Genomic DNA, 25,610 nt, shown 5'->3' with positions numbered 1-25,610 from the left:
TATGCGCCTTTACTCGCTGCTGGCCGCCGCCAAGATCAATCTCTATCTCGAAATTGTGGGCAGCCGCCCCGACGGTTTTCACGAGTTGATCATGGTGATGCAGAGCGTGAGTTTGTGCGATCGCATCACGGTTCGCAGCATTGGCGTTGACGAGATTCGCCTGCGCTGCAACCATCCTCTGGTGCCTGCCGATGAGACTAATCTGGCCTACCGGGCAGCGGCCCTGATGGTAGAGCGATTTCCCGGCGTCATGGCCAAACTGGGGGGGGTAGAAATCACCATCGAAAAGCAGATTCCGGTGGGGGCGGGGCTGGCGGGGGGGTCATCTAACGCCGCCGCCGTGCTGGTGGGGCTAGACCTGCTGTGGAACTTGGGCCTGGCCCAGGGCGAGCTGCAAGCCCTGGGGGCCGAGCTGGGGTCAGATGTGCCCTTCTGCGTGTCTGGCGGTACGGCGATCGCCACCGGACGCGGCGAACAGCTGGATCCATTACCCGGTATCGACAGCCTGTACCTGGTGATCGCCAAGTACGAGTCTGAATTTGTCTCGACCCCTTGGGCCTACAAGACCTATCGAGCTGAGTACGGTGATACCTACCTGGCCGATGCCCAAGGCTGGCAGACGCGGCAGGCAGAGGTGCGATCGGGTGGCATAGTGAGGGCCGTAGCCCGGCGGGATGCCAACGATTTGGCCCAGCATCTCTACAACGATTTTGAGAAAGTTGTGCTGCCCGCCCACCCCAAAACCGCTGCCCTCAAAGCCGCTATGGCTGACCTGGGCGGCCTGGGCACCCTGATGTCGGGCTCTGGCCCCTCAGTGTTTACCCTGGCGGAGTCTGAAGCCCAGGCGGAGGAATTGGCGGCCCAGCTGCGATCGGCGCTGCCCGACTCCGATCTCGGGGTGTGGACGGCTCAGTTTGCCCCCAGCGGTGTGCAGCTCGCCAGCTAATCAAAAGGCTGAGAATAGGCCTGCGCTGATGATCCCAACCGTGGGAGACAAGAAGCAACGCTAGAATAGGGAAACTGTTCTTAACCTAACGGGTTTGTCTATGTCGGTTTTAGCTGCGATCGCGGTCATTGCCCTATTAGTTGCCGTCCACGAAGCGGGGCACTTTATGGCCGCTCGGCTCCAGGGCATTCACGTCAATCGCTTTGCCATTGGCTTTGGCCCCATCCTGCTCAAGTACCAGGGGGCTGAGACCGAGTATTCTCTTCGCGCCATTCCCCTGGGTGGGTTTGTGGGCTTTCCCGACGACGACCCCGACAGCGACATTCCCCAAAACGATCCTGACCTGCTAAAAAATCGCCCGATTCTCGATCGCGCGATCGTCATCAGCGCCGGGGTGATTGCCAACCTGGTGTTTGCCTACCTGGTGTTTGTGGCCCAGTTTAGCGCTGTGGGCATTCCCGAAACCTTTGACCCCCAGCCCGGCATTTTGGTGCCCCAGGTGATCTCTGAAAGCTCCCCGGCGGGCCAGGCGGGCATTCGCTCTGGCGATGTGCTGGTGGCGGCCAATGGCGAACCCCTGGGCGCTGGCGAAGAAACCATTCCAGGGTTCATTCAGCTGATCAAAGACAGCCCTAACCAAGCGGTAGATCTGACGGTGCAGCGGGGCGATCGCCAGCTCGATGTGGTCGTCACCCCTGAGATTGGCCCCGACGGTTCGGCGGTGATTGGCGTGCAGCTCCAGCCCAACGGCGACTTTGGCTATCGCCGCCCCAACAACCCCTTCGAAGTGTTTTCCCTGGCAGCGCAGCAGTTTCAAGACACGCTGGTGCGCACAGTGAAGGGCTTTGCGCAGCTAATCACTAACTTTGGTGAAATGGCCAGCCAGGTGGCCGGGCCGGTCAAAATTGTCGAGCAGGGAGCTGGTCTTGCTAAAAATAGCGCGGCCATGCTGTTTCCTTTCACCGCCATCATCAGCATTAATTTGGCGATCATCAATATTCTGCCGTTGCCAGCGCTAGATGGTGGTCAGCTGGCGTTTTTAATGATTGAGGCTCTGCGCGGTGGCAAGCCCCTGCCCGAGCGCATTCAAGAAAACGTCATGCAAACAGGCCTAGTGCTGCTGTTGGGGTTGGGCGTGTTTCTAATCGTGCGCGACACCACCCAGCTCGAAATTTTCCAAAACCTACGTTAATTTCCCCTATGCCCAACCAGCGGCGAGCCTCTAAAAAACAGCGGGCGCTTGAGGTTCTGACTCGTCTCAAACGTCTCTACCCTGAGGCTCCCTGCTCCCTCGACTTTGAGAACCCCCTGCAGCTGATGATCGCCACGATGCTGGCGGCCCAATGTACCGATGAACGGGTCAACCTGGTGACGCCTGCGCTGTTTGCGGCCTACCCCGATGTCTACGCCTTCGCCGAGGCCGACATCACCGACCTAGAGCGGCTGGTAAAATCTACCGGCTTTTACCGCAACAAGGCTAAGAATATTCGCGCCGCCTGCCAGCGGATCATCACCGAGTACAGCGGTGAAGTCCCCTCCCGCATGGAGGATCTGGTGACCCTGCCCGGTGTGGCCCGCAAAACCGCCAACGTCGTGCTGGCCCACGGCTTTGGCATCAATGGCGGGGTGACCGTCGACACCCACGTCAAGCGCATCACCAACCTTTTAGGGCTGACCAAACACGCCGACCCGGTCAAGATCGAGCGCGACCTGATGAAGCTCCTGCCCCAGCCCGACTGGGAGAACTGGTCGATTCGCCTGGTGTACCACGGGCGGGCGGTGTGTAACGCCCGCAACCCCCAGTGTGGTATTTGTGGCCTGGCCGATCTCTGCCCCTCGGCAAAGGCTGTACCAGCGATCGCGCCCTCCGCAGAGGTAGGGCAGCCTTAGAAGTCTAGATTGGCGACCTGGCTAACTCTTAAACGCGGCGGTCAGCTGCGCCCCCTGGCCCAGGGTAGCGTCGAAGTTTTGCCGCGCAAAGGCTTGGGCCTGGGCAATGCGAATGGCGTTGTCGCTCACGTAGGCTACCTCAGGTAGGTACTGGCTGGTGGGGCCGTCGGGGGCACGGGCTACCAGGTCGGCCAGACGGAGCTGGGTGGGCTGCATTTGCAGGGCCATGATGTAGCGATCGCGATCGCCCCCCGAGCCAGCGTGGGCCGTCCCCCGCAGCCGACCCCAAACCAAAATGTCACCCTCGGCCACCAGGGAGCTACCGGGGTTGGCATCCCCCAGCACCACAATTGTGCCGGGATGGCGAATCTCGGTGCCCGATCGCACCGTGGTTTGCAGGTATAGGGGTTCTGCTAGGGGTTGGCCGGGGGCCGGAGGCGACTGCACCAGGGTATCTTTGGCCTCTAGCTGATCGACAGAGAAACCCACGGTGACGGCGGCGATCGCCGTCTGGCGGCGGCTGGTGGCCACCCGCTTGAGCTTGAGCTGGGCGGCGGTGAGCAGGTCTTCTAACTCCTGGAGCTGGCGGGCATCGAGCAGGCGATCGCCTGCGGCCAGGTGCACCACCGTATTGGGTTGCCAAAAGGGTTCGCCCCCGGTCAGCCGCTGCTTAAACTGCTGCAATAGCTCACCCCAGGCCAGGGCACCGCCTTCGCCTTCGCCCTGCCCAGGGTTGGGCATGAGCAGCGTCAGGTAAATGCCCTCACTGCGCAGTCGCAGCTGGGTGCGGGGGTCAATGGGCGGCGCAGGCAAGGCGGGGGCGGGCAAGTCCTCTGAACTATCCGCTGCATTACTATCCGTTGCATTGCCCTCCCCTGTAGACGCACCCTCAGCAGAGGCATCCACTGGGGAAACAGGCGGCACAACCATACCTAAGTCAGCGGTAGAGTCTGTCATCGCAGCGAGGTCAGAGTCGTCAGGAACCATAGGAGCAATCGGGAAGGAATCACGAACTGAGGGCATTGGCCAAGCCCAGTGCTGCCATAGTAAATCACAGCGATGAGGGATAACGGGTCAATCAAGGTCGGTTTTCCCCTTGCGGTTTGCCCCAGGCTGTTGGTTATGATGGGTACAGTTCCACTACGGCGTTGGTGACTGCCAATAATGTTTGTCGATCTATGTTTGTTCCGAACGGGAGCCAAGCTGCATCGGCGGCAGTATACCGAGCTTGCACTCGGAAACTTTAAGCCAAATGCCAAGGCACCCACCTGGTTTTCCCAGGTCGGAAACTGAGGTAAGACGGCGCTGCGGTGGAACCCTTAGCATTTCTAGCGGCTCCTCCATCCCAATAGGGTGGGGGAGCCGTTCTTTTGCACTTATCTATGCTCCAACCGCTCCCTTTGACTCTGGGACTCTCAAAATTGAGAAAATGTGATTTAGCCTACTGGGGCGCTAGTATTGACGAAAGAGTTAACCCTCACTTAAGTCAGAACGTGGAGTTCTGCCTGCGGGAAAACCCTAGATCCTGAGCTTGGCTTGACACAACCTCAGGTAAGGGCTCGCTTCCAGCGAGATGGGAGATTGTTGACTCAAGGTTTATTGCTGTCTGTGTAAGGGCTAGAGCGGTTGAATTCGGTTAATTTCCCCGCCAGTGTGATTCGTTTAGAAAATGGGCTGACCCTGATTCACCAGGAGATTGCGGCTACGCCCGTGGTAGTGGCCGATGTGTGGGTGAGGGCCGGGGCAATTACCGAACCGGCAGCATGGTCGGGCATGGCTCACTTTTTAGAGCACATGATTTTTAAGGGCACCGACCAGCTGCCGCCAGGGGTGTTTGACTACGCCATCGAGACCCAGGGCGGTATGACCAACGCGGCCACCAGCCACGACTACGCCCACTACTACGTCACCATTGCCGCCGACATGCTGCCCCAGACGCTGCCCTACCTGGCAGACCTGCTGCTGCACGCGGCGATCCCCGCCGATGAGTTTGGCCGCGAGCGCCAGGTAGTGCTCGAAGAAATTCTCCAGGCCCAGGATGACCCCGACTGGCTGGGCTACCAGGCCATGGCTGAGCTGGTGTACCAAGATCATCCCTACGGTCGCCCGGTGCTGGGCACCGCAGAGATTTTGCGGCAGCGATCGCCCGAAGAGATGCGCTGCTTTCACCAGGCCCACTACCAGCCCGACAAAATGACCGTGGTGATTGCCGGCGGCATTGCCCTAGAGCCGACGGTAGAGATGGTAAAGCATGCCTTTCGGGGCTTTGCCGCCCCGCCCCCCTGCCCCCCTGCGGCGATCGCCCCAGTGCCCACCATGAGCGGGGTGCGTCGCGAAACCCTGCGACTGCCCCGCCTAGAGCAGTCGCGTCTGACCTTGGCCTGGCTTGGCCCCGGCATTGACCAGCTCGAAACAGCCTACGGGCTCGATCTACTGGCCGCGATTTTGGCTGAGGGGCGCAGTTCTCGCCTGGTGCGCGAGCTGCGTGAAGACCGCCAGCTCGTGCAAGACATTGGCGCGGGGTTCTCGCTTCAGCGCGATTGCAGCCTGTTTACGGTGCAAGCCTGGCTAGACGGTGAGAATGTCGATCGGGTGGAGGCGATCGTGTGCGATCGCCTCGATGAGCTGGCGGCCCAGCCCGTCACCGAGGCCGAGCTAGCCCGGGCCCAGCGCCTGCTGTGCAACGACTATGCTTTTTCTACCGAGGCACCGGGTCAGCTGGCGGGGCTCTACGGCTACTACGGCACCCTGACCGCCGCCGATCGCTGCTTGGCCTACGTGCCCACCCTCCAGGGCTACACCACCGATCACCTCCAGCAGCTCGCCGCCCAATACCTCACTCCTCTTCGCTACGTGTCTACCAGTCTGCGCCCTGCCTAGGTGGCGATCGCGGCCCCCTGGGCAGACTAAGGCCCCAGCGGTCTATAGTTAAACTGGCTCACTGAGTTTTTTGCAGCACCCTCTATTCTTTCCATCCTTTGCCTGTGACTGTCTCCCTGCTTCAAGCACCCCGCCTGCATCGCACCACCCTAGCCAACGGTCTCACGGTCTTAGTCTTAGAAAACCCGGTGGCTGACATTGTTTCAGCGCGCATGTTTATCCGCGCCGGGAGTGCCTTTGAAGCCCCCTCCCAGGCGGGGCTGATGAGCTTTTTGATGGGGCTGCTGACTAAGGGCACTGAGAGCCTGTCGTCGATGGCGATCGCAGAAACCGTCGAGTCAGTCGGGGCCAGCCTGGGTACCGATGCCGCCGCCGACTACAGCGTCATCACCCTCAAAACCGTCTCCGCCGACTTTCCCGAAATCTTTGCTCTGGCGGCCACTCTCCTGCGCCAGCCCAGCTTCCCCGCCGATGAAATTGAGCTAGAGCGCAAGCTCACCCTGCAACAAATTCGCTCTATGCAGGAGCAGCCCTTTACCCTCGCCTTCAACCAGCTGCGGGAAGATATGTACGCCGACCACCCCTACGGTCGCCCCGGCGTGGGCAACGAGGTGACCGTAGCGGCTATCACCCAGCAAGACCTGCTAACCTTTCACCGCCAGCACATGCGCCCCGATAACGTGGTGGTCACCATTGTGGGGCGCATCACCCCCGAGGTTGCCCAGGCTCAGGTAGAGCAGGCCCTGGGCGACTGGCAGGCTCCCGCTGATTCTCCTCTGGCGCTCACCCTGCCCGCTGTAACCGCCGCCGCTACCTGTTCTATGGTGGCCCAAGACACCAACCAGGCGATCGTCATGGTGGGCTATCCTGCGGCCCCGGTTAAGCACCCCGCCTACGCCGCCCTCAAGCTGATCAACACCTATTTAGGCAACGGCCTCTCTAGCCGCCTATTTGTTGAGCTGCGCGAAAAGCGGGGACTGGCCTACGACGTGTCGGCTTTTTACCCTACCCGTCTGGGGCTGTCACAGTTTGTTGCCTACATTGGCACCGCCCCAGAAAACACCGCCACGGCTCTTGAGGGGCTGCGCTTTGAGGTCGAGCGCCTGAGAGACACGGTACTTACCGATGACGAACTACAATCTGCCAAAAACAAGCTGCTGGGCCAGTACGCCCTGGGTAAGCAGACCAACGCCCAGATTGCCCAACTGCTAGGCTGGTACGAAATCCTTGGCCTCGGGGTCGAGTATGACCAGGAGTTTCAAGACATGGTGGCCGCAGTGACAGTGCTCGACGCCGAGGCTGTGGCCCAAGAGTTTTTCCAAACCCCCTACATTTCCTTGCTGGGGCCAGAGGAGGCCGTAGGCCCAGTGGCGGCCGCTCAATCGCTTTGAGATTCCAACGGCTTTCTAAAGCAGCCCCCGGTCTAGTGGCATGATGGGTGAGCAATCAATCGGAGCGTGGCAAATGAGCAATGTGAGTGAGCAAGATTTGGGCCATGTGCGGCGGGCGATCGTCCTCTCCCGCAGCGCCCGCGAGGCCGGTAACCGTCCCTTTGGTGCCGTGCTGGCCGATGCCTCAGGCCAAGTGCTGGCCGAGGCCGAGAACAATCAGATCACCGAGCAAGACTGCACCGGCCATGCCGAAACCGTGCTGCTGCGCCAAATGGATAAAAGCCTCAGCCCAGACACCCTCAAAGACTGCACCCTCTACGCCAGCACCGAACCCTGCCCCATGTGCGCCGGGGCGATCTTTTGGAGCGGGATTGGGCGGCTGGTGTATGCCTTGGGCAGCGATCGCCTCTACAGTCTCCAGGGCGAGTCTCCCTTTCAGCTACCGCTGGCCAGCCGCGAGGTGCTCAAGCATGGCAAGCGCCCGGTTGAAGTGGTTGGCCCTGTACTCGAAGACGAGGCGCTGGAGGCGTTTGAGGGATTTTTCTAAGCCTGCCTGCCATTGATTTGGCCACCCTGGGGTTATGGATCTATTCAAGTTTGCGCTGGGGCCGTACGAGTTTTTCGCTGCCATCCTTGGGGGTGTGCCCCTTGTACTGGCGATCTTTTTGCTCTACAACCCGGCCATTAGCGTGCAAGACTTTGCCGGTTTAATTCAAACCGGTTTCTCGCTTCAGGTGGTGATTGCCCTAGCGTTTACCAGCTATCTTTTAGGTGGTTTAGCACAGGGCATAACCTGGAAGTTTTTTCTGGCGCTCTGCAACTTAGGCGATCGCGATCTGCATTATTTCCCGGTCGAAGTTCTGTTAGATAGGGGCGAGTGGCTGCAAGGGCTGGCCAACGATGTTGACCCCAAAACCCTCGATTTTGAGAGCCGCCTAGTGCTGCTGCTGTACGACAAAGTCGGCCTGCCCACCAAGATGAATCATCTCTATTCGAGGGTCTGCTCCTACCTAAAAGAGAATAACCGGCCCTCATTAATCACCGCCGATCTGTACCAGGCCACCCACATCATGTACCGCAACCTCTCGTTTGGATTGCTGATCCTCAGCGGAGTGTTTTTGGTCAACATTCTGCGCACGGGAGCGGCATCTTTTGAGCAGGTGACGCTATTTTTCGGGACTCTGGCGCTGTCCTACATTGCGTTTATTCGCGCCGTATCGTTTAAGCGGTGGCACTCTAGAGAGGTTTTGCTGGGGTTTTACTTTGCTGCCTGCGACGAGCGATCGCCCTAGGGCGTGTTATCAATTACGACCAAAACCCTTGAAGGATAAGCCCTGCCACGCCCGCCCCAGACAACAGGCTAGGGGCTGTAACCTTCGATTCTTGGGCCATACGCGACTAATTGATGACAGCCCTAGCGCAGCGGGTGGTGTTCGGCCAGCAATTTCTCAACCTTGGCTTCGTCGATGCGGGCGGTGACCTGCTTGGCTTCGTGCAGGTCGCGCACCGTTTTAGAGAGGCTGGCGGTAGACCCCAGGGCAAACAGGGTGCCCATGCCCATGTAGCCCTTGACCCAAGCATCTACCGGCAGGCAAAAAATGCCCAGCGACAGGCTGCTCACCGACAGCACAAAGGCGAGCCAGGTTTGTACGACCCAGGCTTGACTATGACTAGAGGGCGGCTGTACAGAACTCATCGGCTGACTCCTTAACGGTGTGAATAACTACGTCAAACTTAGGCGAGTCTGTCGTCACAGCATCGTCAGTAGAGACAGTTTTTCAAATGCCCCAAAGCGCAGTGATCGGCAGAGCTATCCATGGCAGCTGTTTCTTCTCTTGATGGCGCTGGTGAGTAGTATCTACCCCACCCGCATTGCCGACCGTTTTGAGGGTAAGAATAGCCAAATTGTTTGAGACCCAATTCGCACGGTCGATCAGGCCCGGCTGGTCAAACACCTAGGTCAAATCAGCCCCAGTGAGCAAAGAATGCTGCTAAAAATTCTGGCCGAAATGTTCGCCGAATAGCGCTAGAGCGTGCGCGCTAAATAACGAAAACGGAAGAGCAAAACATGGAAAAAAGCTCGATCGCCTAGAATCGTGGCATTTGGGGTTGTCTTGCCCCAAGCCTTCACCTGTTCTAGACGAGGAATGAAACATGCGTTCCATCACTATTGCCAGTGCTACCGGCAGTATTGAGGTGTTGGTGGCTGATGCCGCTACTGAAACGTCAGCGCTGCCAGCGGTGTTTATCCACGGTATGGCCTGCGCTGCCGATCTGTGGCGACCACAGCTAGAGCAAACGGCCCAGCAGAGAAGCGCGATCGCACTTTCTCTACCAGGTCACGGTGCATCCACGCCGCCAGCCAACGATGACTATTCCCCTGCCGCCTGTGCCGATGCCCTGTTTGCAGTGATGGATGCGTTGCAGCTAGACAGCATCCTTTTGGTTGGCCACAGCTACGGTAGCTGCGTTGCCCTCGCTGCCGCCGCCGCTCAACCGCGCCGCATTGCCAAGCTCATTTTGGTGGATCCGCCCATTGACTGCACCCAGTGCCCACCGGAGGTGTATGAGGCAGAGATGGCACCGATGCAGCAGACCATGGCCGGGGAAAATTGGCGATCGGTGCTTGAGCAATCCTTCCGTAATGCCTTGACTGGCGGCACCCCTGAAACCCAGGCCAACATTCTGGCTCGCCTGCATCGCACGCCCAAGGCAGCTTTAGTTGGTACTGGGCGTGAGTTGTTTACCTTTGCCGCCGCCGCTGCCCTCGACACCTACCTGGCCTCACCCGGTGCTCAGGCCCACGCCATTTTGGCTGCATCCAATGCGATGCCCCTGAGCTTGCACGTGCTGCGGCCATCGCTGCCAACGACAGCGATCCCCAACACTAGCCACTGGCTGATGCTCGATGCTCCCGAGGCTTTTGCCCAAGCCCTAGAAACGGTTCTGTAGATGGATCTGCACATTATTTATACCGAAACCCAAATGCTGCTGTCGAAGAAGCCCTATGGGTCGTGGCGAGAGATTCAGGCAGAGTTTGCCGACTATAAAACTTCCCTGGGGCCTTGGCCTGCCGATGCAGTGATCGACTACCTGCAAACAGATTATCCAGATTTGGAGCCTAGCCCTGCGGTGCAAGTGGCCGCTCTGCTGCAAGCAGAGGTACTCTGGCAGGAGCTGAGCTTTAGGGATTAAGGAGAATGGCGATCGCCTGAATCCAAAGTCATCTTGCAGCAGAACTCCCATGCCTAGGATTCATTAATCTGGGTTCTAAGCCAGGTGCGGAAGTTAATCTCTGCTGCGACTTCATCACTTTGGCAGGCGGTTAAAAACTGGTAGAGGTCGGCTTTTGAGATTACGGGAAAGGTTGGCGATCGCTCGCACTCCCCATACTCGCTATCTTGCAGTTGGTAGATGCGCCAAACTCTGCCGTTGAACCGCCAAAACTCGGGCACACCCATCGCCGCATACAGGGCATTTTTGTCGATATCAGTATGGTTGATATCGACCTCAACGATCAGGTCTGGGGGTGGATCTGTAGCCAGGTCGATCGGCCTACCCATAACCTGGGGCTGGTTTTGAATGTAGTAGCCGTTGTCTGGCTCAGCGCCTCGGTCGAGATCTTCGCGATCGAGGGTCGTAGATCCCAACGTTTTCACCCGCATACCCAGTTCAACCACCAGAATGATGATAAAACGCTCGATCAAGCGGGCGTAGAACTCGTGGGCTTCAGAAGGCGTGGTGATTTCAAGGGTGCCGCGATCGTAGGTGAGCCTGGCCCGCGTGCGCTCGTTGAGCAGCGATCGCATTTGGCAATAGGCAACCCAGTCAAGCCCGCGCAGCGCCACTCGGTTTTCGCCGAGGGCAGTGGGTAGTGTGTCGATAGCTGAGTTCGTCACCATAGCGCTTTGCGGCTGAATGGCCTTTAGCTGTCAGCTTAGCAAACCTGCCGATGGCGAGGGCTGTAAGCTACGGGGCAAACGCTCAGGTAAAGAATTCTCTCAGAGGCCCCCGCCTGCGACCTATCTTCGCGACAATCAAAACCGTTGGGTCTACCAGGGCTGCGCGGCTCAGGGTGTTTCGGCAAACTCACGCTGACCACCGCCACCAAGGAGACTCACCCGATGAAACTGGCCTACTGGATGTATGCCGGCCCGGCGCACATTGGCACCCTGCGCATTGCGAGCTCGTTTAAGAACGTGCACGCAATCATGCACGCGCCTCTAGGGGATGACTATTTTAATGTGATGCGATCGATGCTAGAGCGGGAGCGTGACTTTACCCCCGTCACCGCCAGCATTGTCGATCGCAACGTCCTCGCGCGCGGCTCCCAAGAAAAGGTGGTCGATAATATCGTCCGCAAAGATCAAGAAGAGCACCCCGATTTAATCGTGCTCACCCCCACCTGCACCTCCAGCATTTTGCAAGAGGATCTGGCCAACTTTGTGCAGCGGGCCAGTCTCGACTCTCAGGGTGATGTGCTGCTGGCCGATGTCAACCACTACCGGGTTAACGAGCTGCAAGCCGCCGATCGCACCCTCCAGCAGATCGTGCAGTTCTACACCGACAAGGCCCGCAAGCAGGGCACCCTGCCCGAAGGTAAAACCGAAAAGCCCTCGGTGAATATCATTGGCATGACCACCCTGGGCTTTCACAACAACCACGACTGCCGCGAGCTGCGCACCCTGATGGCCCAGCTCGGCATTGAGGTCAACCTGGTGATGCCCGAGGGCGCACTGGTGACCCAAATTAAAGACATGGGCCGGGCCTGGTTTAACCTGGTGCCCTACCGCGAGGTTGGCCCGCTGACGGCAGAGTACCTCCAGACCGAGCTGGGGATGCCCTACGTCGACATTACCCCCATGGGCATTGTCGAAACCGCCCGCTGCATTCGCGCCATTCAAACGGTGCTGAATGAGCAGGGGGCCGATGTTAACTACGACGCCTTTATCGACGAGCAGACTCGGTTTGTGAGTCAGGCGGCCTGGTTCTCGCGATCGATCGACTGTCAGAACCTGACCGGCAAGAAGGCTGTGGTATTTGGCGACAGCACCCACGCCGCCGCTATGGTCAAGATTTTGGCGCGGGAAATGGGCATTCACGTGGTGCTGGCGGGCACCTACTGCAAGTACGACGCCGAGTGGTTTGCCGCTGAGGTGGGCGAATACTGCGACGAGATTTTGGTGAGTGAGGATAATGGGGCGATCGGCGATCGCATTGCCCAGCTCGAACCCGCCGCCATCTTTGGCACCCAGATGGAGCGCCACGTGGGCAAGCGGCTCGACATCCCCTGCGGTGTGATTGCCGCCCCGATTCACATCCAGAATTTCCCGGTGGGTTATCGCCCGTTCATGGGCTACGAAGGGGCCAACCAGATCGTTGACCTGGTCTACAACTCCTTCACCCTGGGCATGGAAGACCACCTACTGGAGTTCTTTGGCGGCCACGACACCAAAGAAATTCTCACCAAAACCATGAGCGCCGATGCCGCCGCTGAGGCGGGTCTGGGCTGGAGCGCCGACGGCCTAGCCGAGCTGCAAAAGATTCCCGGCTTTGTGCGCGGCAAGGTGAAGCGCAACACCGAAACGTTTGCCCGCGAGCAGGGCGTGGCCAGCATCACCGCTGAGGTGCTCTACGCCGCCAAGGAAGCAGTGGGGGCATAAAAAAACAGGATTGTAGGGGCGCACGGCGTGCGCCCTACGGGGTCTTTGCCCAAATCAGGGCGCACACTGTGCGCCCCTACAGTCTCGCAAAAGCCCAAAAAAAGATCCGTCGGCTCAGCCGACGGGTCTTTTGGCTATAGTTGCTGGATCAGGAGTCGCTAGGCGCTGCGGCGGCGGGGGCGCTTGCGCTCTGACTTTTTCTTGTAACCGATCGCCTGGGCGGCGTTGCTGTCGGGGCCAAACTGAGCCCGCACGGCTTCTTTCATGCTCAAAATTGAGTTGTGAAACTCCCATTCGGCCTGGCGGGCGGCATCGGCAGCGGCTTTGACCATGGCTTGCAGCTCGGTTTCTTTTTGCTGCATGGCCAGCATGGCGTCAAAATTGGCCTTGAGGGCTGCGGGCGACGCATCGGTGCGAACAGGGGTATAGCCTTCGACGGTGCCGAGGGCATTGAGGGAGTCGATATCGTTGCTGATCGTTTTGCTGGGCAGGCGACGGGTGATGTTAACAATGGGCACGATGGATACACCTTTAGTGATGGGTTTGTAGCAGATAGGTTGAATCAGTTTGCCTGAAGACATTTCAGGCGTGATAACGGATAGGTGGGGCAGCGACGAAGGCTTTCAGGTCAGGCGATCGGAGACGACGCTTGGGGCGAGGCGTTGTCTTGTCTATGGTCAAGATTGCCCGGTGCAGGAAGCATATTGCAGCCTCAATTTGAAAGATTGTGACCCGACACCAGCGGTTTTGATGAAGCCTGGATGAATGTTGCAGCGGGTCGAAGCGAGGTGTGGCGCAACAATCGTGATGCAGGGCGGGAATGATTGATTTGCAGCAATGACAGCGGCACTATGTATTGACCCGGCAAGGTTGTAGCGGGCGACTGCTCGAAGTTGCTCTATGACAGCAGCATTGTGTATTGACTACTTGACGGGTTGTGCTGTTACAGCCGCATTGTCGCGGCGCAACTTAAGATGTTGCGGTCTCGCAATCGAAAGTTGGGCTGTCGCACCAAAGCATTGCGGCCTGACAGTCGAATGTTGCGCAGCCGCACTAAAGCGTTGCGGCCTCACACTAGTGCTCTGTCACGCCTGAATCTGTAGGTTGGGTGGCGCGATAGCAGAACCCAACGACACTAGCTCTGGCGTTGGGTTCCACTGCGTTTCACCCAACCTACGAGAACTAAAATTGGGCACAAGCCCTTTTAAGTTCCTTGCCATGACTATACAAGCTCCCAGTAATCAGCCCGCCTGGTGGGAACCGGTACAAAAGTTTTTAGACAACAAGCTGGTGGGCTGGGGACTGCCCGGTATATTTGTGGCCATCGCTGCCGACCACGCCAAAAACTCGCGCTGGCCCGAATTTAGAATCTTCCTTGGCATTGCCTTTGGGGTTTGGCTATTGGTCAAAATCGGTAGTAAGGTGCTGCCTTACTTTGACCAATTTTTGGACTGGGTCTTGGCTAGCTGGGTGCCTCGCCTCTGGTGGGGTGTGACCGATCAATTCAAAGGGCACTACTACACCAGCTTGATTGACCATTACCGCGACTATCGCACCAAAGGGCTGAAGACTCAGGGTGACTTTGTTTTAGATCTCGATAAGGTTTTTGTCTCGTTGCAGGTGGCACCTGAAAGCCTTAATCAAATTTCAGCCGGGATGCTGCTACCAAGAAGTAATGTCAACCGTCTAGACATCTGGGATTTCTTAGCTCAAGCAGGTAAAGACCGTACTGATTGTCGGCTGGCAATTCTCGGCCCACCGGGATCAGGCAAAACTACCTTACTGGAATATCTGACTCTCACCTATGCTCACAATCGCCAGCGTCAGAAGCACCGACAGGTACCAGCACTGATTCCTGTGCTGATTTATCTCAGGGATGTGCGAGACAAAATTACCAGTGATCAGCCCCCTACGCTGGCCGAACTCATTCACCAGCAGCCCCTGGTTAAAGAGCTTCAGCCCAGATCGTCCTGGTTTGACAGCAAGCTTAAACAGGGGCGATGTCTGGTCATGCTCGATGGGCTAGATGAAGTAGCAGATGAGGCCCAGCGTCAGCAGGTTAGCCACTGGGTCGATCGCCAGATGCAGATCTATCCGACGCCCTTCATCGTCACCTCTCGCCCCTTTGGCTACCGTAGCGCTCCAGTGGAGCGAATCAGGGCCATGGTGGAGGTACAGCCCTTTACCTTTGCTGATGTCAAAAAGTTTGTGCAGAGCTGGTATCGGCAGCATGAGATCAAGAGCCGTCTGGGCCGCAATACCCCCGCTGTGCAGGCCGAGGCCAACCAAAAAGCGAATGATTTGATTGGTCGCATCAGCCACAATGCCCCACTGTCGGCGATGGCCGTGAACCCGCTGCTGTTGACTATGATTGCCACCGTGCATCGGTTTCGGGGAGCCTTGCCCGGCAGTCGGCTAGAGCTATATGCCGAGATTTGTGATGTGCTGCTGGGGCGCAGGGCCGATGCCAAAGGGCTGACCGCCACCTTAACCGTGAACCAGCAGAAGTCGGTACTGCAAACCCTAGCACTGGGACTCATGGAACAAAAAACCCGTGAGTTTAAGCTGCCATTTGGAAGCCAACTTATTCAAGCAAAGCTAGCCGCTGTAGCCGGGCAAGGCGCTGACGGAGCTACGTTCATCAAACAGGCGGAAGATCTGAGTGGTCTGCTGGTCGAGCGCGAGCGTGGACAGTATGAATTTGCCCACAAGAGTTTGCAAGAATACCTGGCCGCAGCCGAAATTAAAGACACCCACCGTAGCCATTTGCTCGTCGCTAATTTTGAAGACGCCTGGTGGGATGAAACCATTCGGCTGTACGCCGCCCAGAGTAATGCCACAGAACTGATTGAAGCGGCCCTAACTCGTGAATCGATCTCGGCTCTGGCCCTAGCCTACGATTGTGTCGAGGAAGGTGCTGAAGTCGATCCCGATGTGCGGCAGGCCCTGCTGAATGCTTTGGAGGCAGGACTAACATCGACTGACCCAGGACAGTTTAATCTAGCCGTTGATGTGAGGCTGACTCGCCGTTTGCGGCGGTTTGTTCGGGTTGACGATGCCCTTCAAATTGACAATAGCTACGTGACCTGGGCAGAGTATCAGCGCTTTTTAGAGCATTCTGAGGTAAAAGCACTTTTATCAACAAAAGTATCTCTGCCCGTGACTTTCAGGAGGGCTCCACCGGGTCAAGCCAGTCAACCAGTTAACGGCATTAGTCGAGAAGAGGCGTATCGCTTTTGTGCCTGGCTAGGCACGTATCTAAACCTGACTACGCTTGGCGGAGCGACCGCTTGCTATCGCTTGCCCACAGACCATGAACTGAGACAGCACTCTATTGAAGCTGACCGGCACTTGGCGGAGAGCGGCATTCGACTGGTGCGGTTTTGGGTGCCGACTCGGTATGCTCGACTGGCCACTTACCTGGCCGCTCAACAATGGCGCAAAGCAGATCAAGAAACCTTGCAAGTGATGCTGCAGGTGGCCGGTCGGGAAGAACAGGGCTATCTCAACGTTGATGATATTCGCAACTTTCCCTGTGATGACTTATTGACCATTGACAACCTCTGGGTGAAGCTTAGTCAAGGACAATTTGGCTTTAGTGTTCAGAAGCAGATTTGGCTAGATGTAGGTGGGCAATTGGAAGGTGAACATTTTTATGGGGCCGGTGCAGTAATTGAGAGAATACCTGTTTCGGTGAGGCGTTTTCTACTGCGGTGCGGTGTTAGCCTCAAGGGAGACAACAATGACACTTTTATTCTTTTTGCTGAACGGGTTGGCTGGCAACAGGTGGATTGGGATTATTTGCGCTTAACATTCTCTTTGAAGGCTTTAGCAGGTCAACTCCCAGCGGCAGTGGCCAATGAGTTGACATTTGAGAAAGAAAATCAAGTGATAAGCAAGTATGAGTTGTGGGTAAGGGCGAATAGTTTTTTGCCAAGAGCAAGCCAAGGAATCTCTGTTCAAGACATTTTCTATCGAATTGTGCAATGTGAACTCTAGACGACGTAGGTTGGGTGAAACGCAGTGGAACCCAACACCCTCAAACCAAGCTCTAATCCCTTACTCACGACCAATTTTTTCATCAAACTCAACCGCTCTTGTCGCGCCCCAATCTGCCGGATAGGCCCTATCTGCAACATAGCGATGAAAGCTCGAATAGGGCCAATCTAGCGGCCTATTCACCAGATTATGCTTTACCGGGTTGTAGTGAATGTAATCCACATGCTGCCTAAAGTCGGCTTCATTACGAATCTGATGTTCCCAAAACCGTCGCTGCCAAATGGCTTGCTCCCCTTTGCGAAGGCGGGAGATAGATTGTTGTTGCTTGTAGGCTTTAGGGCACCGCAGGCTAAACCAGGCTTTGATGCGCTTCCATCGAGAGGAAAAATCGGCATCACCCTCGGGCAAAGTCCAAATGCTGTGGATGTGGTCGGGCAGGATGACGATGGCATCAATGGTGAAGGGAGACTCTGTTTTGACGATGTGAAAGGCTTTGCGGAGTAGGGCTATGGTTTCGTCGTGATGAAATAGGGGTTGCCGATTGTAGGTAACGACGGTGAAGAAGTAGGTGGCCCCTGAGGTTTGGGCGCGCCGGTAGCGCATGGATGTAGTTGAGAGAATTCGTGCGCTTAGGGTAGGTTTTTGGGCAGGCAAACTATCAGGAGAGTTGGGTTACGCTGGCGCTCCACCCAACCTACACAGGCCATCAGCTAGGCTCTGTAGCGATTTTGACTTGATTCCGGTAGCCGAAAGGAGTACTTTACTGAGCTATGGCTGTCTGCGTGCAGTCTAAGCTTCCCAAAAATTTGGTCTAACGCCACTGGAAGGTGCTGTCAACACCAACCAGCGGCTAACCCCGTCGACTGCGTACACAGTCTCGGAGGCTAAGGTTGATTTTACCTGGCCGCCCTGAACTGCACATGTCTGGGGCGGCCAAGTTTTTGGGGAATTTCCTACCCACCGTTGTTTTGGAGGAATTCCTCATGTTGTGTTTGCCCTATTTAGTGTCGTCGGCCCGTCGGGGCGAGGCGACAAAACCCCTGCTGCTGGCGAACCCAGAAGCCCAGCCGGAGCGCGAACGGTTGCGCCATCTGGTGATTGGCTCGCCCGACGGGGTGCGCTCCACCATCCACACCCTGCATGTGCTCAACTATGCAGAACAGATGACCTGGAGCCAGTTGATTGCGATACCAGAGTCGGGGATTTTGATTACCCCAGAGCAGGGGGAAGCGTTTAGCTACCTGATCCGGCATCGACAGTTGAGCTAGCCGCCAATGCCTAAAGAGCCAGGAGTGCCGCCATAACTGGCTCCTGGCTCAATTCGGTGACACAACAGTGTCTCGCCTTATATGGCTACCCCTAGCTGCCCTGGCAGCCGATCCAGGTGCCCTGGTCTTCGTAGACGAAGGGGGTGCCGGTATTGCACACCACCGAGATGGCGCTCTGGGGGCCGGGGATGGTGACCATCGACACGGTGCCGCCGACGGGGCTGGGCTCGTCCGACAGTTCGGGCTCGGTCAGGGCCGACTCAGGGCCAACGGCGTCGCCCGCATTCGGCACTTGGCAACCGACCCAATCCATACCCATGTCGCTGTAGGCGAAGGGCACAAAACCTTCTTGGTCGCAGGCCACCATGGCGGCGGTTTCGGGGCCGGGCAGGCGCAGCTCTTTGACGGTGCCACCCACGGGGCTTTCTACATCGCCCCAAAAGACACCGATATTGGCAACGGGTTCATCGGTGGCTGGGGCTTCAGCGTCAGGCGCTTCGGGGTCGAGCACTTCGACGGGGGTGGTGCAGGCTACGGCACCCAGTAGATAAGCCGCAGCAACGGCAGATGAAGCCCAAAAACGAGACAAATTCATGGAAAAATTACCTTCTTAACCGAAATTTTTTCAGCATTGATGATTATAAATACTATTTGAATGATCGGCTTAAAGTCTTGCCGTAGTCTATTTTCAGCCTTAAGTTGCGGTACTTGGGGCCGGTTTATTACTATCGTGAGTGGTTTATCTCCTCGGTGATAGATAGTGGCACCGGGGCCCTGCTACATAGACCCGCTGACTACAACGCGATCGCCCACCCCCAGCCCATAGCGCTGCTGGGCACTGCCGTGATTCACAGCAATTTCCACAAATCCGTGGCTGCCCACCAAGGCTAGCCCCTCCTCGCGGGCAACAGAGCCATAGGTTGTTGCACTGGGCAGGATGATCTCTCCCAGACTGAGAGTCCACGGGCCGGAGCCTAGGGCCCTGGCGGCGATGGTGGTAGCGGCGTTGCCAAAGCGATCGATGTACTGCACTACTCCCTCCCAGCCAGCGGTGGTCTGCACGGGAGGGGGCACCGGCAGCCGCACTAGAGATTGGGAATCGAGCGATCGCCCCAACTTTTCTATCGCCACGCCATTGGCCAGGTGGGCCGCCACCGGGGCAAAAATGTCGCGCCCGTGGAAGGTGGCGCTGGGCTGGGGCGACAGCCAGTAGTCAGGATTGGTCAGTTCTACGGCGCTGAGAGCCGAGTCGTAGTCGAGAACGCCGCTGAAGACGCCATTGTCTGGCCCGACTAGGTACCCTCGGGCGGTCTGGAGGGCGATCGCCCGACGGCTGGTGCCCACCCCCGGATCAACCACCACCAGATACACCGTCCCCGTTGGCAAGTAGGGATAGGCGCTGAGCAGAGTAAACCGAGCCGCGTAGCGATCCTGCGGGGGCAAGTCGTGGGTGAGATCGATGAATTGAATCCCTGGGTAAAGGGAGATCATTACGCCTTTCATCACCCCCACATAGCTATCCTGGGTGCCAAAATCGGTGATCAGCGCAACAGGCATTGATACATTCAGCATTTCCCTTTTCTCTTCACTCTTACCTGGCGAGAGTTCTCTCTTTTAGAGAACGTGGGTCTGGAGATCGGGCGGTGGCTAGAGCCGGGGTATTGGCGCTGACCCACGCTCCAGGGTCTCCCATCTACCTTGCCTCAGCCACATAATCCCCCGACTTTCCCCCAGTCTTCTTCAGCAGGCGAATGCCGCGAATTTCGATAGATTTCTCCAAGCCCTTGGCCATATCGTAGAGGGTGAGGGCAGCGACGCTGGCAGCGGTGAGGGCTTCCATTTCGACCCCGGTTTCAGCCTTGATCTTGACCGTGGCCTGAATGGTGTAGCCCGGCAGCGAGGCATCGGGGGTAATCTGTACCTCCACCTTTTGAATCGGCAAAGGGTGGCAGAGGGGAATCAGGTTGGCGGTCTGCTTGGCGGCCATAATGCCAGCGATGCGGGCGGTGCCAACGACATCGCCCTTAGGGGCGTTGCCTGCCTCAATGGCGGCCAGGGTCTGGGGCTGCATGACCACGGTGGCCATGGCTACGGCTTCGCGAACGGTCTGAGCTTTAGCTGCTACATCGACCATATGAGCTTGGCCCTGGTCGTTGAGATGGGTGAGGGGCGATGGTGAAAAACTATCGGTCATAGAATTGGCCAATTTTTAGCGATGGGGTGGTTTAAATTGTCCAGGAGAATGTGCTAGTATCAAAAGCCTGCACAGGGGCGTGTAGCTCAGTGGACTAGAGCACGTGGCTACGGACCACGGTGTCGGGGGTTCGAATCCCTCCTCGCCCGTTATCAACAATCCCGCTAGACGAGCCTTCGTCTAGCGGGATTGTTGTATTTAGCGAGATTTTATCGGTTGGGGCAGGTCAATGGCGTAGACATCTTGGCCTTGCCCCAGGGCAAACCGCAGAGAGTGGGATAGATCTTTGCTGTTAGCGGTGGCAAAAATCACCATGCCCACCAGGGTCATTACCCCAGAGAGGCCAAAGATGCCCCGGTAGCCGATCTGGTCGGCGATGGTGCCAAACACTGGCCCTGCCAGGGCAATGCCTACATCAAACCCGACCATGGCCAGGCCAAAGGTGCGGCCGCGATCGCTGGGGCTAGAGCGATCGCCCATCAGTGCCGCAATCATGGGAATTAGAGTGCCGCCAGCAAACCCCTGCAAAAAACCCGCCAGCAAAAACATCGGCGTGCTGCGGGCCACCCAAAACAGCCCCATACCCAGGCTATAGATCAGCAGACTGGCGGTGATAAACCGGCCCCGACCGTGGCGATCGGAGGCACGCCCCGCCACCAGCCGCGACATAAAGCTAGCCATGGCGGAGGCGGTGTAGATCAGCCCCACATTCAGCGCCAGACCGGCCTCGCGCACGTAGAGCGGCACAAAGGTGCTGAGGGTGCCAAAGGCCAACCCCACCAGCAGCAGAATGATCGCCGGGGTGCGCACCCGCCCACTCCACAGCTGGCCCCAAAATGCCTTAGAGCCTTGGTCAGCGGCATTGCGGGGTTGATAGGGCTCGTGCAGTCGCGCCACCAGCAGCAGCCCGACAATGCCCAGCAGCCCCATCACCAAAAATGCGGTGGTAAACCCCGTGGCCTCGTAGAGAAAGCCCCCCAGGGCTGGGCCGAGGGCCAGACCAATGGGGTTTACCAGGGTCATGTAGCCAATCAGCTCACCCCGGTTAGCAGGGGGGGCCAGGTCGAGCACCAGGGCACTGTAGGCCACCACAAAAGCCGCTATGCTCAACCCGTGAAAGGCACGAATGCCAATCATGGCCAGAATCGAGGTATCGAGCGTCAGGGTGTAACCGGCGAAGGCCAGAGAGAGCATGGCGCGAGGAATAAACTGCACCAGCAGGTAGCCAAAGGGGGCGATCGCGATCGCACTCAGCCCCACCACCAGCACCAGCTTGCGGCCCCGCTCGTCAGACAGCCGCGACAGATAGGGTCGCGCCACCAGCAGGCCAATGGCAAACGACGCCATCACAATGCCGATCTGCTGCCCACTGCCCCCCAGGCTTTCAATAAACAGCGGCAGGGTTGGCAACAGCCCGGCTAACCCCGCCCAAAAACACAGCCCGGCAGCAAACAGCACCGCCAGATTGTTACGCACCGGCGGACTAAAGGTTGAGAAAATAGATGAAGTCATAATCCTGTAGGTTGTGTGCCTTCCCAGGCGGTGTCGCCGCCCAAGAAAACGCCTTACCCATAATGTAAACAAATGTTGCAGTCGTCGGCCATGGATCGCTGGGCTAGCTTCGACTCCACGGGCCACTATCGCTACAGTCTGGGGCGACGGTGGAGCGACGGCTCTACCCTGGCCATCATCATGCTGAATCCGAGCCGGGCTGACGGTAGCGTAGACGACCCGACCATTCGTCGCTGTATGGGGCTGGCCCAGGGCTGGGGCTTTGGGGCGATCGCTGTGGTCAACCTGTTTGCCTACCGCAGCCCCCACCCTCGGGTGCTACGCCAGGTGAATGACCCGATTGGCCCAGAGAATGATACTGCGCTGCTCAAAGCGGCCCACCAGGCCGATCAAATCTTGCTGGCCTGGGGCAACGGGGGGAGTCTGGGAGGGCGCGATCGCACGGTTCTAGAACTTCTCAGACCTCACTACCCCAAGTGCCGCTGCCTGGGTCAAAACCTCACCGGACAGCCCCGCCATCCTCTCTATGTGCCAGGCTCTATTTCGCCACGATCCTGGTTAGTGTCCCAAAACTCTTGAGGGCAGACACGTGGGTCTGCCCCTGCGCATCGCGGCATCACCCGTCCCCTACGCCTGCCCTGGCTCCCGATACACTCCGTAAGCCGCAGTAATGCCCAGCACAAAGCCAAACAGGTGCCCCCACCAGGCCACCATTGGCTGGGTAGGAAAGATGCCAAAAATAAACGTGCTGTAGTTGACCAAGACAAACACCGAGATCAGCAGGGGCACTACCCGCCGCTCTAGCCAGCCAATGCACAGCAGGTAGCCAAACAGGGTATAGACCACCCCGCTCAGCCCGTGGACGCTGTTGGGGCCAAGCAGCCAGGCCACTACCCCGCCCCCCAGCCAGCCCACCAGCAGGGTGACCCAGTAGTCGCGGCGGCTTTTGGCCAAAATCAGCCAGCTAAAGATCAAGAAGCCAATGGTGTTGCCGATCAAGTGGGCAAAGTTGGCGTGGGAAAAGGCCGAGAGAAAAATGCCCGGTATGCCCTCCAGGCTGCGGGGGTGCAGGGGCAAGTTCCAGCGACCGCCAAATACCACCTGGTCGATGATTTCCTGCGCCCAGGGAATCGCCACCAGATAGATCGGCAGCAAAGCATTGCCCTTGAGGCGATCGCTCCAGCTCTGGGCTGGGCTCTGGGTTGAAGAATCGGGCCTTCCAGATGGTGAGCGGGGGGAGGCCGGCGGCTGGGCGGTGTTTAGCTCCGCCTCTAACTGTTTGAGTCTAGCCTGTAGATCTGCGTCGTCCAAGATAGTTGCTTGAATGGGTTGCTTGCATGGGGTTTAACCCTCCACCAGCGTAGCTTTTTCGCCCCCTTACTGCCCAGGGCTGAGGCCAGACGCGATCGGGGGGGCGATCGCCCCCGCTGTTCCCCGTACCGTTCTCGGCTTTAGTATGATTCACCATGGCTCAGTGGGGATAATCCGGGGACTGAGGGGGGCGATCGCAATCCCCAGTGAAAACCCTCGCAGGCTATGGTCTTTGCGCTGCAAGGGTTTTAAGGTGACGGGCCATGCTGGGATCGAACCAGCGACCGACCGCTTAGAAGGCGGTTGCTCTATCCGCTGAGCTAATGGCCCTTGCAAATTAACCCTATTTTAGATGGTGAGGGTAGCACTGGGGGCAGACTAAGGCGAATAGAATAGTGAGAAACCTTAGCCCAGTGTTGTGATTACACCCAGGGCCGTTAGAATAAGTCACTTATCAGCCTAGATTGGTTGATGTTGCTAGAGGTTGTCAGTCTTTTTTCTTACGACTACAGGGCAGTACTAAGGGTGCGGTTTACCGTTGCAGCCGCCTACTGCAGGTCTATACCTCAGCTAGGAGTCAGCAGGCCATAACATGTTTATCCTCAAACGGCAGGATGTTGACATCAAGACGATGCATCATCCGCAAAAAGATCAGCAAATTCCAATTTTGTCGTACCAGGGGCAAACCTTTCGTCTGCTGAGTGTGTTTACCGCTGCTCAAGAAGAAGATGCCCGGTCGCTGTGGCGCGACCTCACCGACAACCGAGGCAAAGCCTGTGTGCTCCTCGAAGAGCCCGACCGCTTTAGCATCTGGGGCAAGGTGCGGCTGGATCAACTTATACCGGCAAACGATGCTGACGCCAGCCTGCCATCAGCCGCCGCGACTATGATCAAAGCCTGCCTGCTGATGGTGCAGGTGCTCTATATGGATGTGGAAGATTTACTCGGGGCCAAGCAGGCCCGTCAGTTTGAAGACGACGTTGCCAAGGTGTTTGCCGCGTGGAAGTTTCCGCAGACCCACCAGCCCGATGCGGTCAGGGCGCTGTTGACGGTTGACCCCCTAGCCATGCCCCAGCTACCGCCTTGGCAAGACCACCACCTGCACCGTCTGCTCGAAGAGATCTACCGCATTGGCAAAGACTACTTTGGCAATGCCAACTTTGCCGCGCGCGCGCTGGAGGCGATCGAAGATCTGAGCCCCGCTGAGCAGGGTCAGTTTCAGCGCTGGCTACAACAGTCACCAGCCGGAAAGGTCTGGGTCTAGGCGGACACCATGGCGATCGCCTTGATTGACACAATTTAAATCGATTCTGCTGCCCTGTCGATACAACTTCCCAGGGAATCGGTACAATTCAGGCGTTGTGCTTGGCTTGTGGCTTGGCCTGGCCCATGGTCAGATCGGCCCGTGGGGCGATGGTCAAAACCCCGCCTCGCGGGTGAACGTAACCCTGAAGCTAGCCTTGGTGACGTGGAGTTTTTTTGGAGTAAACCCTTGACTAAATCATCAAACTCGACCTCTGCCGGGGCTACATCTACGCCGATTTTGATCGGGGCTTGCATCGCCTGGGGGGTAGTGACGCTGCTGTTCTTTCTCCTGTTTAGCGCCCCTGATGCAGAGGGCAACCAGCCGAGCTGGTTTTTGGTGGGCATTAACCTGCTAGAGATCGGCGCTTTTTTCCTGGCGTCGGTGTTGTGCTTTCGCAACTGGCGAAGTAGCCAGATTGTCAGTGGTCGCAATGTCTGGTTTTGGATTGGCCTGGGGCTGTTGAGCTATACCTTTGGCAATGTTTTGTTCTTTATCTGGGGCACCATTTGGGGGCTAGACCCATCGGTGTCGCTGGGTGATTTTTTCTACATTTTGAGCTATGTCTTTCTAGCCACTGGCATGTTTAAGGCGGTGCTGCCTCGACGGCTCAACCTAGAGCTATCTCAGTGGCTGATTGTGGCAGGCATTGGCCTGGCTGGGGTTTTGCTGGCCGTATTTGTCAACTTGCCGGCGGCGACGGCGGTGCCATTGCCCGCCCCCGCTCCCCCGGCCCAACTGGCTGAGGCGGCTCCCCCAGCACCGGCTCAGCTAGAGCCGGTGGCTGCTCCAGAACCTTTAGACGAGCCCTCGTCAGCGCCAGGGTGGGTTTCGCAGTTTGACCAAATTCTAGAGCCGTTGGCCGATGGAGTCGGGCTGCTCTACCTGATTGGCGACATTGTGCTGCTGATCATTGCCGGTACTCTGCTGGTGGCCTTTTGGGGCGGTCGCTACTCCCAGTCGTGGAAGCTGATTGCGATCGCCGCTATTTGCCTCTACATCGCCGATATGTTTTTTGCCTACGCCGTCAACACCGATACCTATATCGAAGGCAGCCTGTGGGAGGTCTTTTGGACCTTTTCAGCGGTTTTCTTTGGCTTGGGGGCCGTGGTGGAATATGCCGTCTCGACCAATACCAGGCGCAGCGCCCGTCGTCGTCGGTAATTCCTGGGTCAGTAAGCCCAGGGCTAGATCGCTCCTTGGCTTAGGAGTTTGGGCTTAAGATATTAGATGGCACTTACGAGACCCCTGGC

At 57.7% G+C, this 25,610-nt stretch carries 25 protein-coding genes, 2 tRNA genes and 1 other RNA gene; 17 read left to right on the top strand and 11 right to left on the bottom strand.

From position 1 onward, the window contains the following. The first annotated feature begins 1 nt into the window (after position 1). The 3 genes from ispE to nth all read left to right on the top strand — a co-directional run bounded on the left by ispE (position 2) and on the right by nth (position 2,836). Positions 2-946, top strand: a complete 945-nt coding sequence (ispE, locus tag AC0QKW_RS13525; protein ID WP_473151601.1) for a 4-(cytidine 5'-diphospho)-2-C-methyl-D-erythritol kinase — start codon at positions 2-4, stop codon at positions 944-946. Between the two features lie 100 nt (positions 947-1,046). Beyond that, a complete protein-coding gene (rseP, locus tag AC0QKW_RS13520) occupies positions 1,047-2,138 on the top strand; it encodes an RIP metalloprotease RseP (protein WP_473151600.1) in 1,092 nt (363 codons plus the stop codon). A gap of 8 nt (positions 2,139-2,146) precedes the next feature. Further along, on the top strand, positions 2,147-2,836 hold the full coding sequence (gene nth, locus AC0QKW_RS13515) for an endonuclease III (protein WP_473151599.1): 690 nt from the start codon (positions 2,147-2,149) through the stop codon (positions 2,834-2,836). Positions 2,837-2,857: 21 nt separating this feature from the next. Here nth and minC read toward each other — a convergent pair whose 3' ends face one another. After that, positions 2,858-3,823 (bottom strand): septum site-determining protein MinC, encoded by a 966-nt coding sequence (gene minC / locus AC0QKW_RS13510; RefSeq protein WP_473151598.1) that lies wholly within the window; start codon positions 3,821-3,823, stop codon positions 2,858-2,860. A 147-nt stretch (positions 3,824-3,970) separates the two neighbouring features. On the opposite strand from minC, the gene ssrS reads away from it, so the two are divergent. From ssrS to AC0QKW_RS13485, 5 genes are all read left to right on the top strand, one after another. After that, positions 3,971-4,154: non-coding RNA, 6S RNA (gene ssrS, locus AC0QKW_RS13505), on the top strand. A gap of 308 nt (positions 4,155-4,462) precedes the next feature. Then, a complete protein-coding gene (locus tag AC0QKW_RS13500; protein WP_473151597.1) occupies positions 4,463-5,716 on the top strand; it encodes a M16 family metallopeptidase in 1,254 nt (417 codons plus the stop codon). Between the two features lie 98 nt (positions 5,717-5,814). Continuing rightward, the gene (locus AC0QKW_RS13495) at positions 5,815-7,107 is read left to right on the top strand and encodes a M16 family metallopeptidase (RefSeq protein WP_473151596.1); all 1,293 of its coding nucleotides are present in this window, start codon (positions 5,815-5,817) and stop codon (positions 7,105-7,107) included. A 73-nt stretch (positions 7,108-7,180) separates the two neighbouring features. Next, positions 7,181-7,654, top strand: a complete 474-nt coding sequence (locus AC0QKW_RS13490) for a nucleoside deaminase (protein ID WP_473151595.1) — start codon at positions 7,181-7,183, stop codon at positions 7,652-7,654. A gap of 34 nt (positions 7,655-7,688) precedes the next feature. Continuing rightward, positions 7,689-8,399 (top strand): hypothetical protein, encoded by a 711-nt coding sequence (locus AC0QKW_RS13485; protein ID WP_473151594.1) that lies wholly within the window; start codon positions 7,689-7,691, stop codon positions 8,397-8,399. Between the two features lie 122 nt (positions 8,400-8,521). Here AC0QKW_RS13485 and AC0QKW_RS13480 read toward each other — a convergent pair whose 3' ends face one another. Continuing rightward, positions 8,522-8,803 (bottom strand): YiaA/YiaB family inner membrane protein, encoded by a 282-nt coding sequence (locus AC0QKW_RS13480; protein ID WP_473151593.1) that lies wholly within the window; start codon positions 8,801-8,803, stop codon positions 8,522-8,524. A gap of 458 nt (positions 8,804-9,261) precedes the next feature. On the opposite strand from AC0QKW_RS13480, the gene AC0QKW_RS13475 reads away from it, so the two are divergent. Beyond that, positions 9,262-10,059, top strand: a complete 798-nt coding sequence (locus AC0QKW_RS13475) for an alpha/beta fold hydrolase (protein ID WP_473151592.1) — start codon at positions 9,262-9,264, stop codon at positions 10,057-10,059. Continuing rightward, the gene (locus tag AC0QKW_RS13470; RefSeq protein WP_473151591.1) at positions 10,060-10,302 is read left to right on the top strand and encodes a hypothetical protein; all 243 of its coding nucleotides are present in this window, start codon (positions 10,060-10,062) and stop codon (positions 10,300-10,302) included. A 53-nt stretch (positions 10,303-10,355) separates the two neighbouring features. Here the strand turns inward: AC0QKW_RS13470 and AC0QKW_RS13465 are convergent, their stop codons facing one another. Next, on the bottom strand, positions 10,356-11,009 hold the full coding sequence (locus AC0QKW_RS13465; RefSeq protein ID WP_473151590.1) for a Uma2 family endonuclease: 654 nt from the start codon (positions 11,007-11,009) through the stop codon (positions 10,356-10,358). 222 nt (positions 11,010-11,231) lie between these two features. On the opposite strand from AC0QKW_RS13465, the gene bchB reads away from it, so the two are divergent. After that, positions 11,232-12,770, top strand: coding sequence for a ferredoxin:protochlorophyllide reductase (ATP-dependent) subunit B (bchB, locus tag AC0QKW_RS13460; protein WP_473151589.1), 1,539 nt, complete (start codon positions 11,232-11,234; stop codon positions 12,768-12,770). A gap of 158 nt (positions 12,771-12,928) precedes the next feature. Here bchB and AC0QKW_RS13455 read toward each other — a convergent pair whose 3' ends face one another. Continuing rightward, the gene (locus AC0QKW_RS13455; protein WP_473151588.1) at positions 12,929-13,288 is read right to left on the bottom strand and encodes a hypothetical protein; all 360 of its coding nucleotides are present in this window, start codon (positions 13,286-13,288) and stop codon (positions 12,929-12,931) included. A 700-nt stretch (positions 13,289-13,988) separates the two neighbouring features. On the opposite strand from AC0QKW_RS13455, the gene AC0QKW_RS13450 reads away from it, so the two are divergent. Next, positions 13,989-16,769: an NACHT domain-containing protein gene (locus AC0QKW_RS13450; RefSeq protein WP_473151587.1), complete on the top strand. Its 2,781-nt coding sequence runs from the start codon at positions 13,989-13,991 to the stop codon at positions 16,767-16,769. A gap of 60 nt (positions 16,770-16,829) precedes the next feature. Here the strand turns inward: AC0QKW_RS13450 and AC0QKW_RS13445 are convergent, their stop codons facing one another. Further along, positions 16,830-17,372 (bottom strand): REP-associated tyrosine transposase, encoded by a 543-nt coding sequence (locus AC0QKW_RS13445; protein WP_473151586.1) that lies wholly within the window; start codon positions 17,370-17,372, stop codon positions 16,830-16,832. A gap of 380 nt (positions 17,373-17,752) precedes the next feature. Here AC0QKW_RS13445 and AC0QKW_RS13440 point away from each other — a divergent pair, with 380 nt between their 5' ends. Then, entirely contained in the window at positions 17,753-18,037 is a 285-nt protein-coding gene (locus AC0QKW_RS13440) for a hypothetical protein (RefSeq protein WP_473151585.1), read from the top strand. A 91-nt stretch (positions 18,038-18,128) separates the two neighbouring features. On the opposite strand, the gene AC0QKW_RS13435 is transcribed toward AC0QKW_RS13440, so the two are convergent. The 3 genes from AC0QKW_RS13435 to moaC all read right to left on the bottom strand — a co-directional run bounded on the left by AC0QKW_RS13435 (position 18,129) and on the right by moaC (position 20,231). Then, a complete protein-coding gene (locus tag AC0QKW_RS13435) occupies positions 18,129-18,632 on the bottom strand; it encodes a hypothetical protein (protein WP_473151584.1) in 504 nt (167 codons plus the stop codon). A 182-nt stretch (positions 18,633-18,814) separates the two neighbouring features. Continuing rightward, complete coding sequence (locus tag AC0QKW_RS13430) at positions 18,815-19,609, bottom strand: SAM hydrolase/SAM-dependent halogenase family protein (protein WP_473151583.1); 795 nt, start codon at positions 19,607-19,609, stop codon at positions 18,815-18,817. 121 nt (positions 19,610-19,730) lie between these two features. Beyond that, a complete protein-coding gene (gene moaC, locus AC0QKW_RS13425; RefSeq protein ID WP_473151582.1) occupies positions 19,731-20,231 on the bottom strand; it encodes a cyclic pyranopterin monophosphate synthase MoaC in 501 nt (166 codons plus the stop codon). 75 nt (positions 20,232-20,306) lie between these two features. On the opposite strand from moaC, the gene AC0QKW_RS13420 reads away from it, so the two are divergent. Then, a tRNA-Arg gene (locus tag AC0QKW_RS13420) sits at positions 20,307-20,380 on the top strand. Positions 20,381-20,429: 49 nt separating this feature from the next. Here AC0QKW_RS13420 and AC0QKW_RS13415 read toward each other — a convergent pair. After that, positions 20,430-21,743: an MFS transporter gene (locus AC0QKW_RS13415; protein ID WP_473151581.1), complete on the bottom strand. Its 1,314-nt coding sequence runs from the start codon at positions 21,741-21,743 to the stop codon at positions 20,430-20,432. Positions 21,744-21,815: 72 nt separating this feature from the next. On the opposite strand from AC0QKW_RS13415, the gene AC0QKW_RS13410 reads away from it, so the two are divergent. Beyond that, complete coding sequence (locus AC0QKW_RS13410; protein WP_473151580.1) at positions 21,816-22,322, top strand: DUF1643 domain-containing protein; 507 nt, start codon at positions 21,816-21,818, stop codon at positions 22,320-22,322. 48 nt (positions 22,323-22,370) lie between these two features. On the opposite strand, the gene AC0QKW_RS13405 is transcribed toward AC0QKW_RS13410, so the two are convergent. Then, the gene (locus AC0QKW_RS13405; protein ID WP_473151579.1) at positions 22,371-23,054 is read right to left on the bottom strand and encodes a rhomboid family intramembrane serine protease; all 684 of its coding nucleotides are present in this window, start codon (positions 23,052-23,054) and stop codon (positions 22,371-22,373) included. A gap of 257 nt (positions 23,055-23,311) precedes the next feature. Further along, positions 23,312-23,384, bottom strand: a tRNA-Arg gene (locus AC0QKW_RS13400). Positions 23,385-23,646: 262 nt separating this feature from the next. Here AC0QKW_RS13400 and AC0QKW_RS13395 point away from each other — a divergent pair. Both AC0QKW_RS13395 and AC0QKW_RS13390 read left to right on the top strand, forming a co-directional pair. Next, complete coding sequence (locus AC0QKW_RS13395; RefSeq protein WP_473151578.1) at positions 23,647-24,318, top strand: Npun_F0813 family protein; 672 nt, start codon at positions 23,647-23,649, stop codon at positions 24,316-24,318. A gap of 228 nt (positions 24,319-24,546) precedes the next feature. Beyond that, positions 24,547-25,521 (top strand): hypothetical protein, encoded by a 975-nt coding sequence (locus tag AC0QKW_RS13390; protein WP_473151577.1) that lies wholly within the window; start codon positions 24,547-24,549, stop codon positions 25,519-25,521. The last annotated feature ends 89 nt before the right edge of the window (positions 25,522-25,610 follow it).

Source organism: Pseudanabaena sp. PCC 9330, assembly GCF_055795045.1.
The sequence above is the reverse complement of the archived record's forward strand: the minus strand, read 5'-3'. Positions and strand labels throughout refer to the sequence as shown.

Excerpts from the sequence above, each read along its gene's own strand:
- AC0QKW_RS13435 (WP_473151584.1), bottom strand. The coding sequence starts at position 18,632 with ATGAATTTGTCTCGTTTTTGGGCTTCATCTGCCGTTGCTGCGGCTTAT.
- AC0QKW_RS13445 (WP_473151586.1), bottom strand. The coding sequence starts at position 17,372 with ATGCGCTACCGGCGCGCCCAAACCTCAGGGGCCACCTACTTCTTCACC.
- AC0QKW_RS13465 (WP_473151590.1), bottom strand. The coding sequence starts at position 11,009 with ATGGTGACGAACTCAGCTATCGACACACTACCCACTGCCCTCGGCGAA.
- AC0QKW_RS13430 (WP_473151583.1), bottom strand. The coding sequence starts at position 19,609 with ATGCTGAATGTATCAATGCCTGTTGCGCTGATCACCGATTTTGGCACC.
- AC0QKW_RS13440 (WP_473151585.1), top strand. The coding sequence starts at position 17,753 with ATGTTGTGTTTGCCCTATTTAGTGTCGTCGGCCCGTCGGGGCGAGGCG.
- rseP (WP_473151600.1), top strand. The coding sequence starts at position 1,047 with ATGTCGGTTTTAGCTGCGATCGCGGTCATTGCCCTATTAGTTGCCGTC.
- AC0QKW_RS13480 (WP_473151593.1), bottom strand. The coding sequence starts at position 8,803 with ATGAGTTCTGTACAGCCGCCCTCTAGTCATAGTCAAGCCTGGGTCGTA.
- ispE (WP_473151601.1), top strand. The coding sequence starts at position 2 with ATGCGCCTTTACTCGCTGCTGGCCGCCGCCAAGATCAATCTCTATCTC.
- AC0QKW_RS13395 (WP_473151578.1), top strand. The coding sequence starts at position 23,647 with ATGTTTATCCTCAAACGGCAGGATGTTGACATCAAGACGATGCATCAT.
- nth (WP_473151599.1), top strand. The coding sequence starts at position 2,147 with ATGCCCAACCAGCGGCGAGCCTCTAAAAAACAGCGGGCGCTTGAGGTT.
- AC0QKW_RS13470 (WP_473151591.1), top strand. The coding sequence starts at position 10,060 with ATGGATCTGCACATTATTTATACCGAAACCCAAATGCTGCTGTCGAAG.
- bchB (WP_473151589.1), top strand. The coding sequence starts at position 11,232 with ATGAAACTGGCCTACTGGATGTATGCCGGCCCGGCGCACATTGGCACC.
- AC0QKW_RS13490 (WP_473151595.1), top strand. The coding sequence starts at position 7,181 with ATGAGCAATGTGAGTGAGCAAGATTTGGGCCATGTGCGGCGGGCGATC.
- AC0QKW_RS13475 (WP_473151592.1), top strand. The coding sequence starts at position 9,262 with ATGCGTTCCATCACTATTGCCAGTGCTACCGGCAGTATTGAGGTGTTG.
- AC0QKW_RS13450 (WP_473151587.1), top strand. The coding sequence starts at position 13,989 with ATGACTATACAAGCTCCCAGTAATCAGCCCGCCTGGTGGGAACCGGTA.
- moaC (WP_473151582.1), bottom strand. The coding sequence starts at position 20,231 with ATGACCGATAGTTTTTCACCATCGCCCCTCACCCATCTCAACGACCAG.
- AC0QKW_RS13410 (WP_473151580.1), top strand. The coding sequence starts at position 21,816 with ATGTTGCAGTCGTCGGCCATGGATCGCTGGGCTAGCTTCGACTCCACG.
- AC0QKW_RS13415 (WP_473151581.1), bottom strand. The coding sequence starts at position 21,743 with ATGACTTCATCTATTTTCTCAACCTTTAGTCCGCCGGTGCGTAACAAT.
- minC (WP_473151598.1), bottom strand. The coding sequence starts at position 3,823 with ATGGTTCCTGACGACTCTGACCTCGCTGCGATGACAGACTCTACCGCT.
- AC0QKW_RS13485 (WP_473151594.1), top strand. The coding sequence starts at position 7,689 with ATGGATCTATTCAAGTTTGCGCTGGGGCCGTACGAGTTTTTCGCTGCC.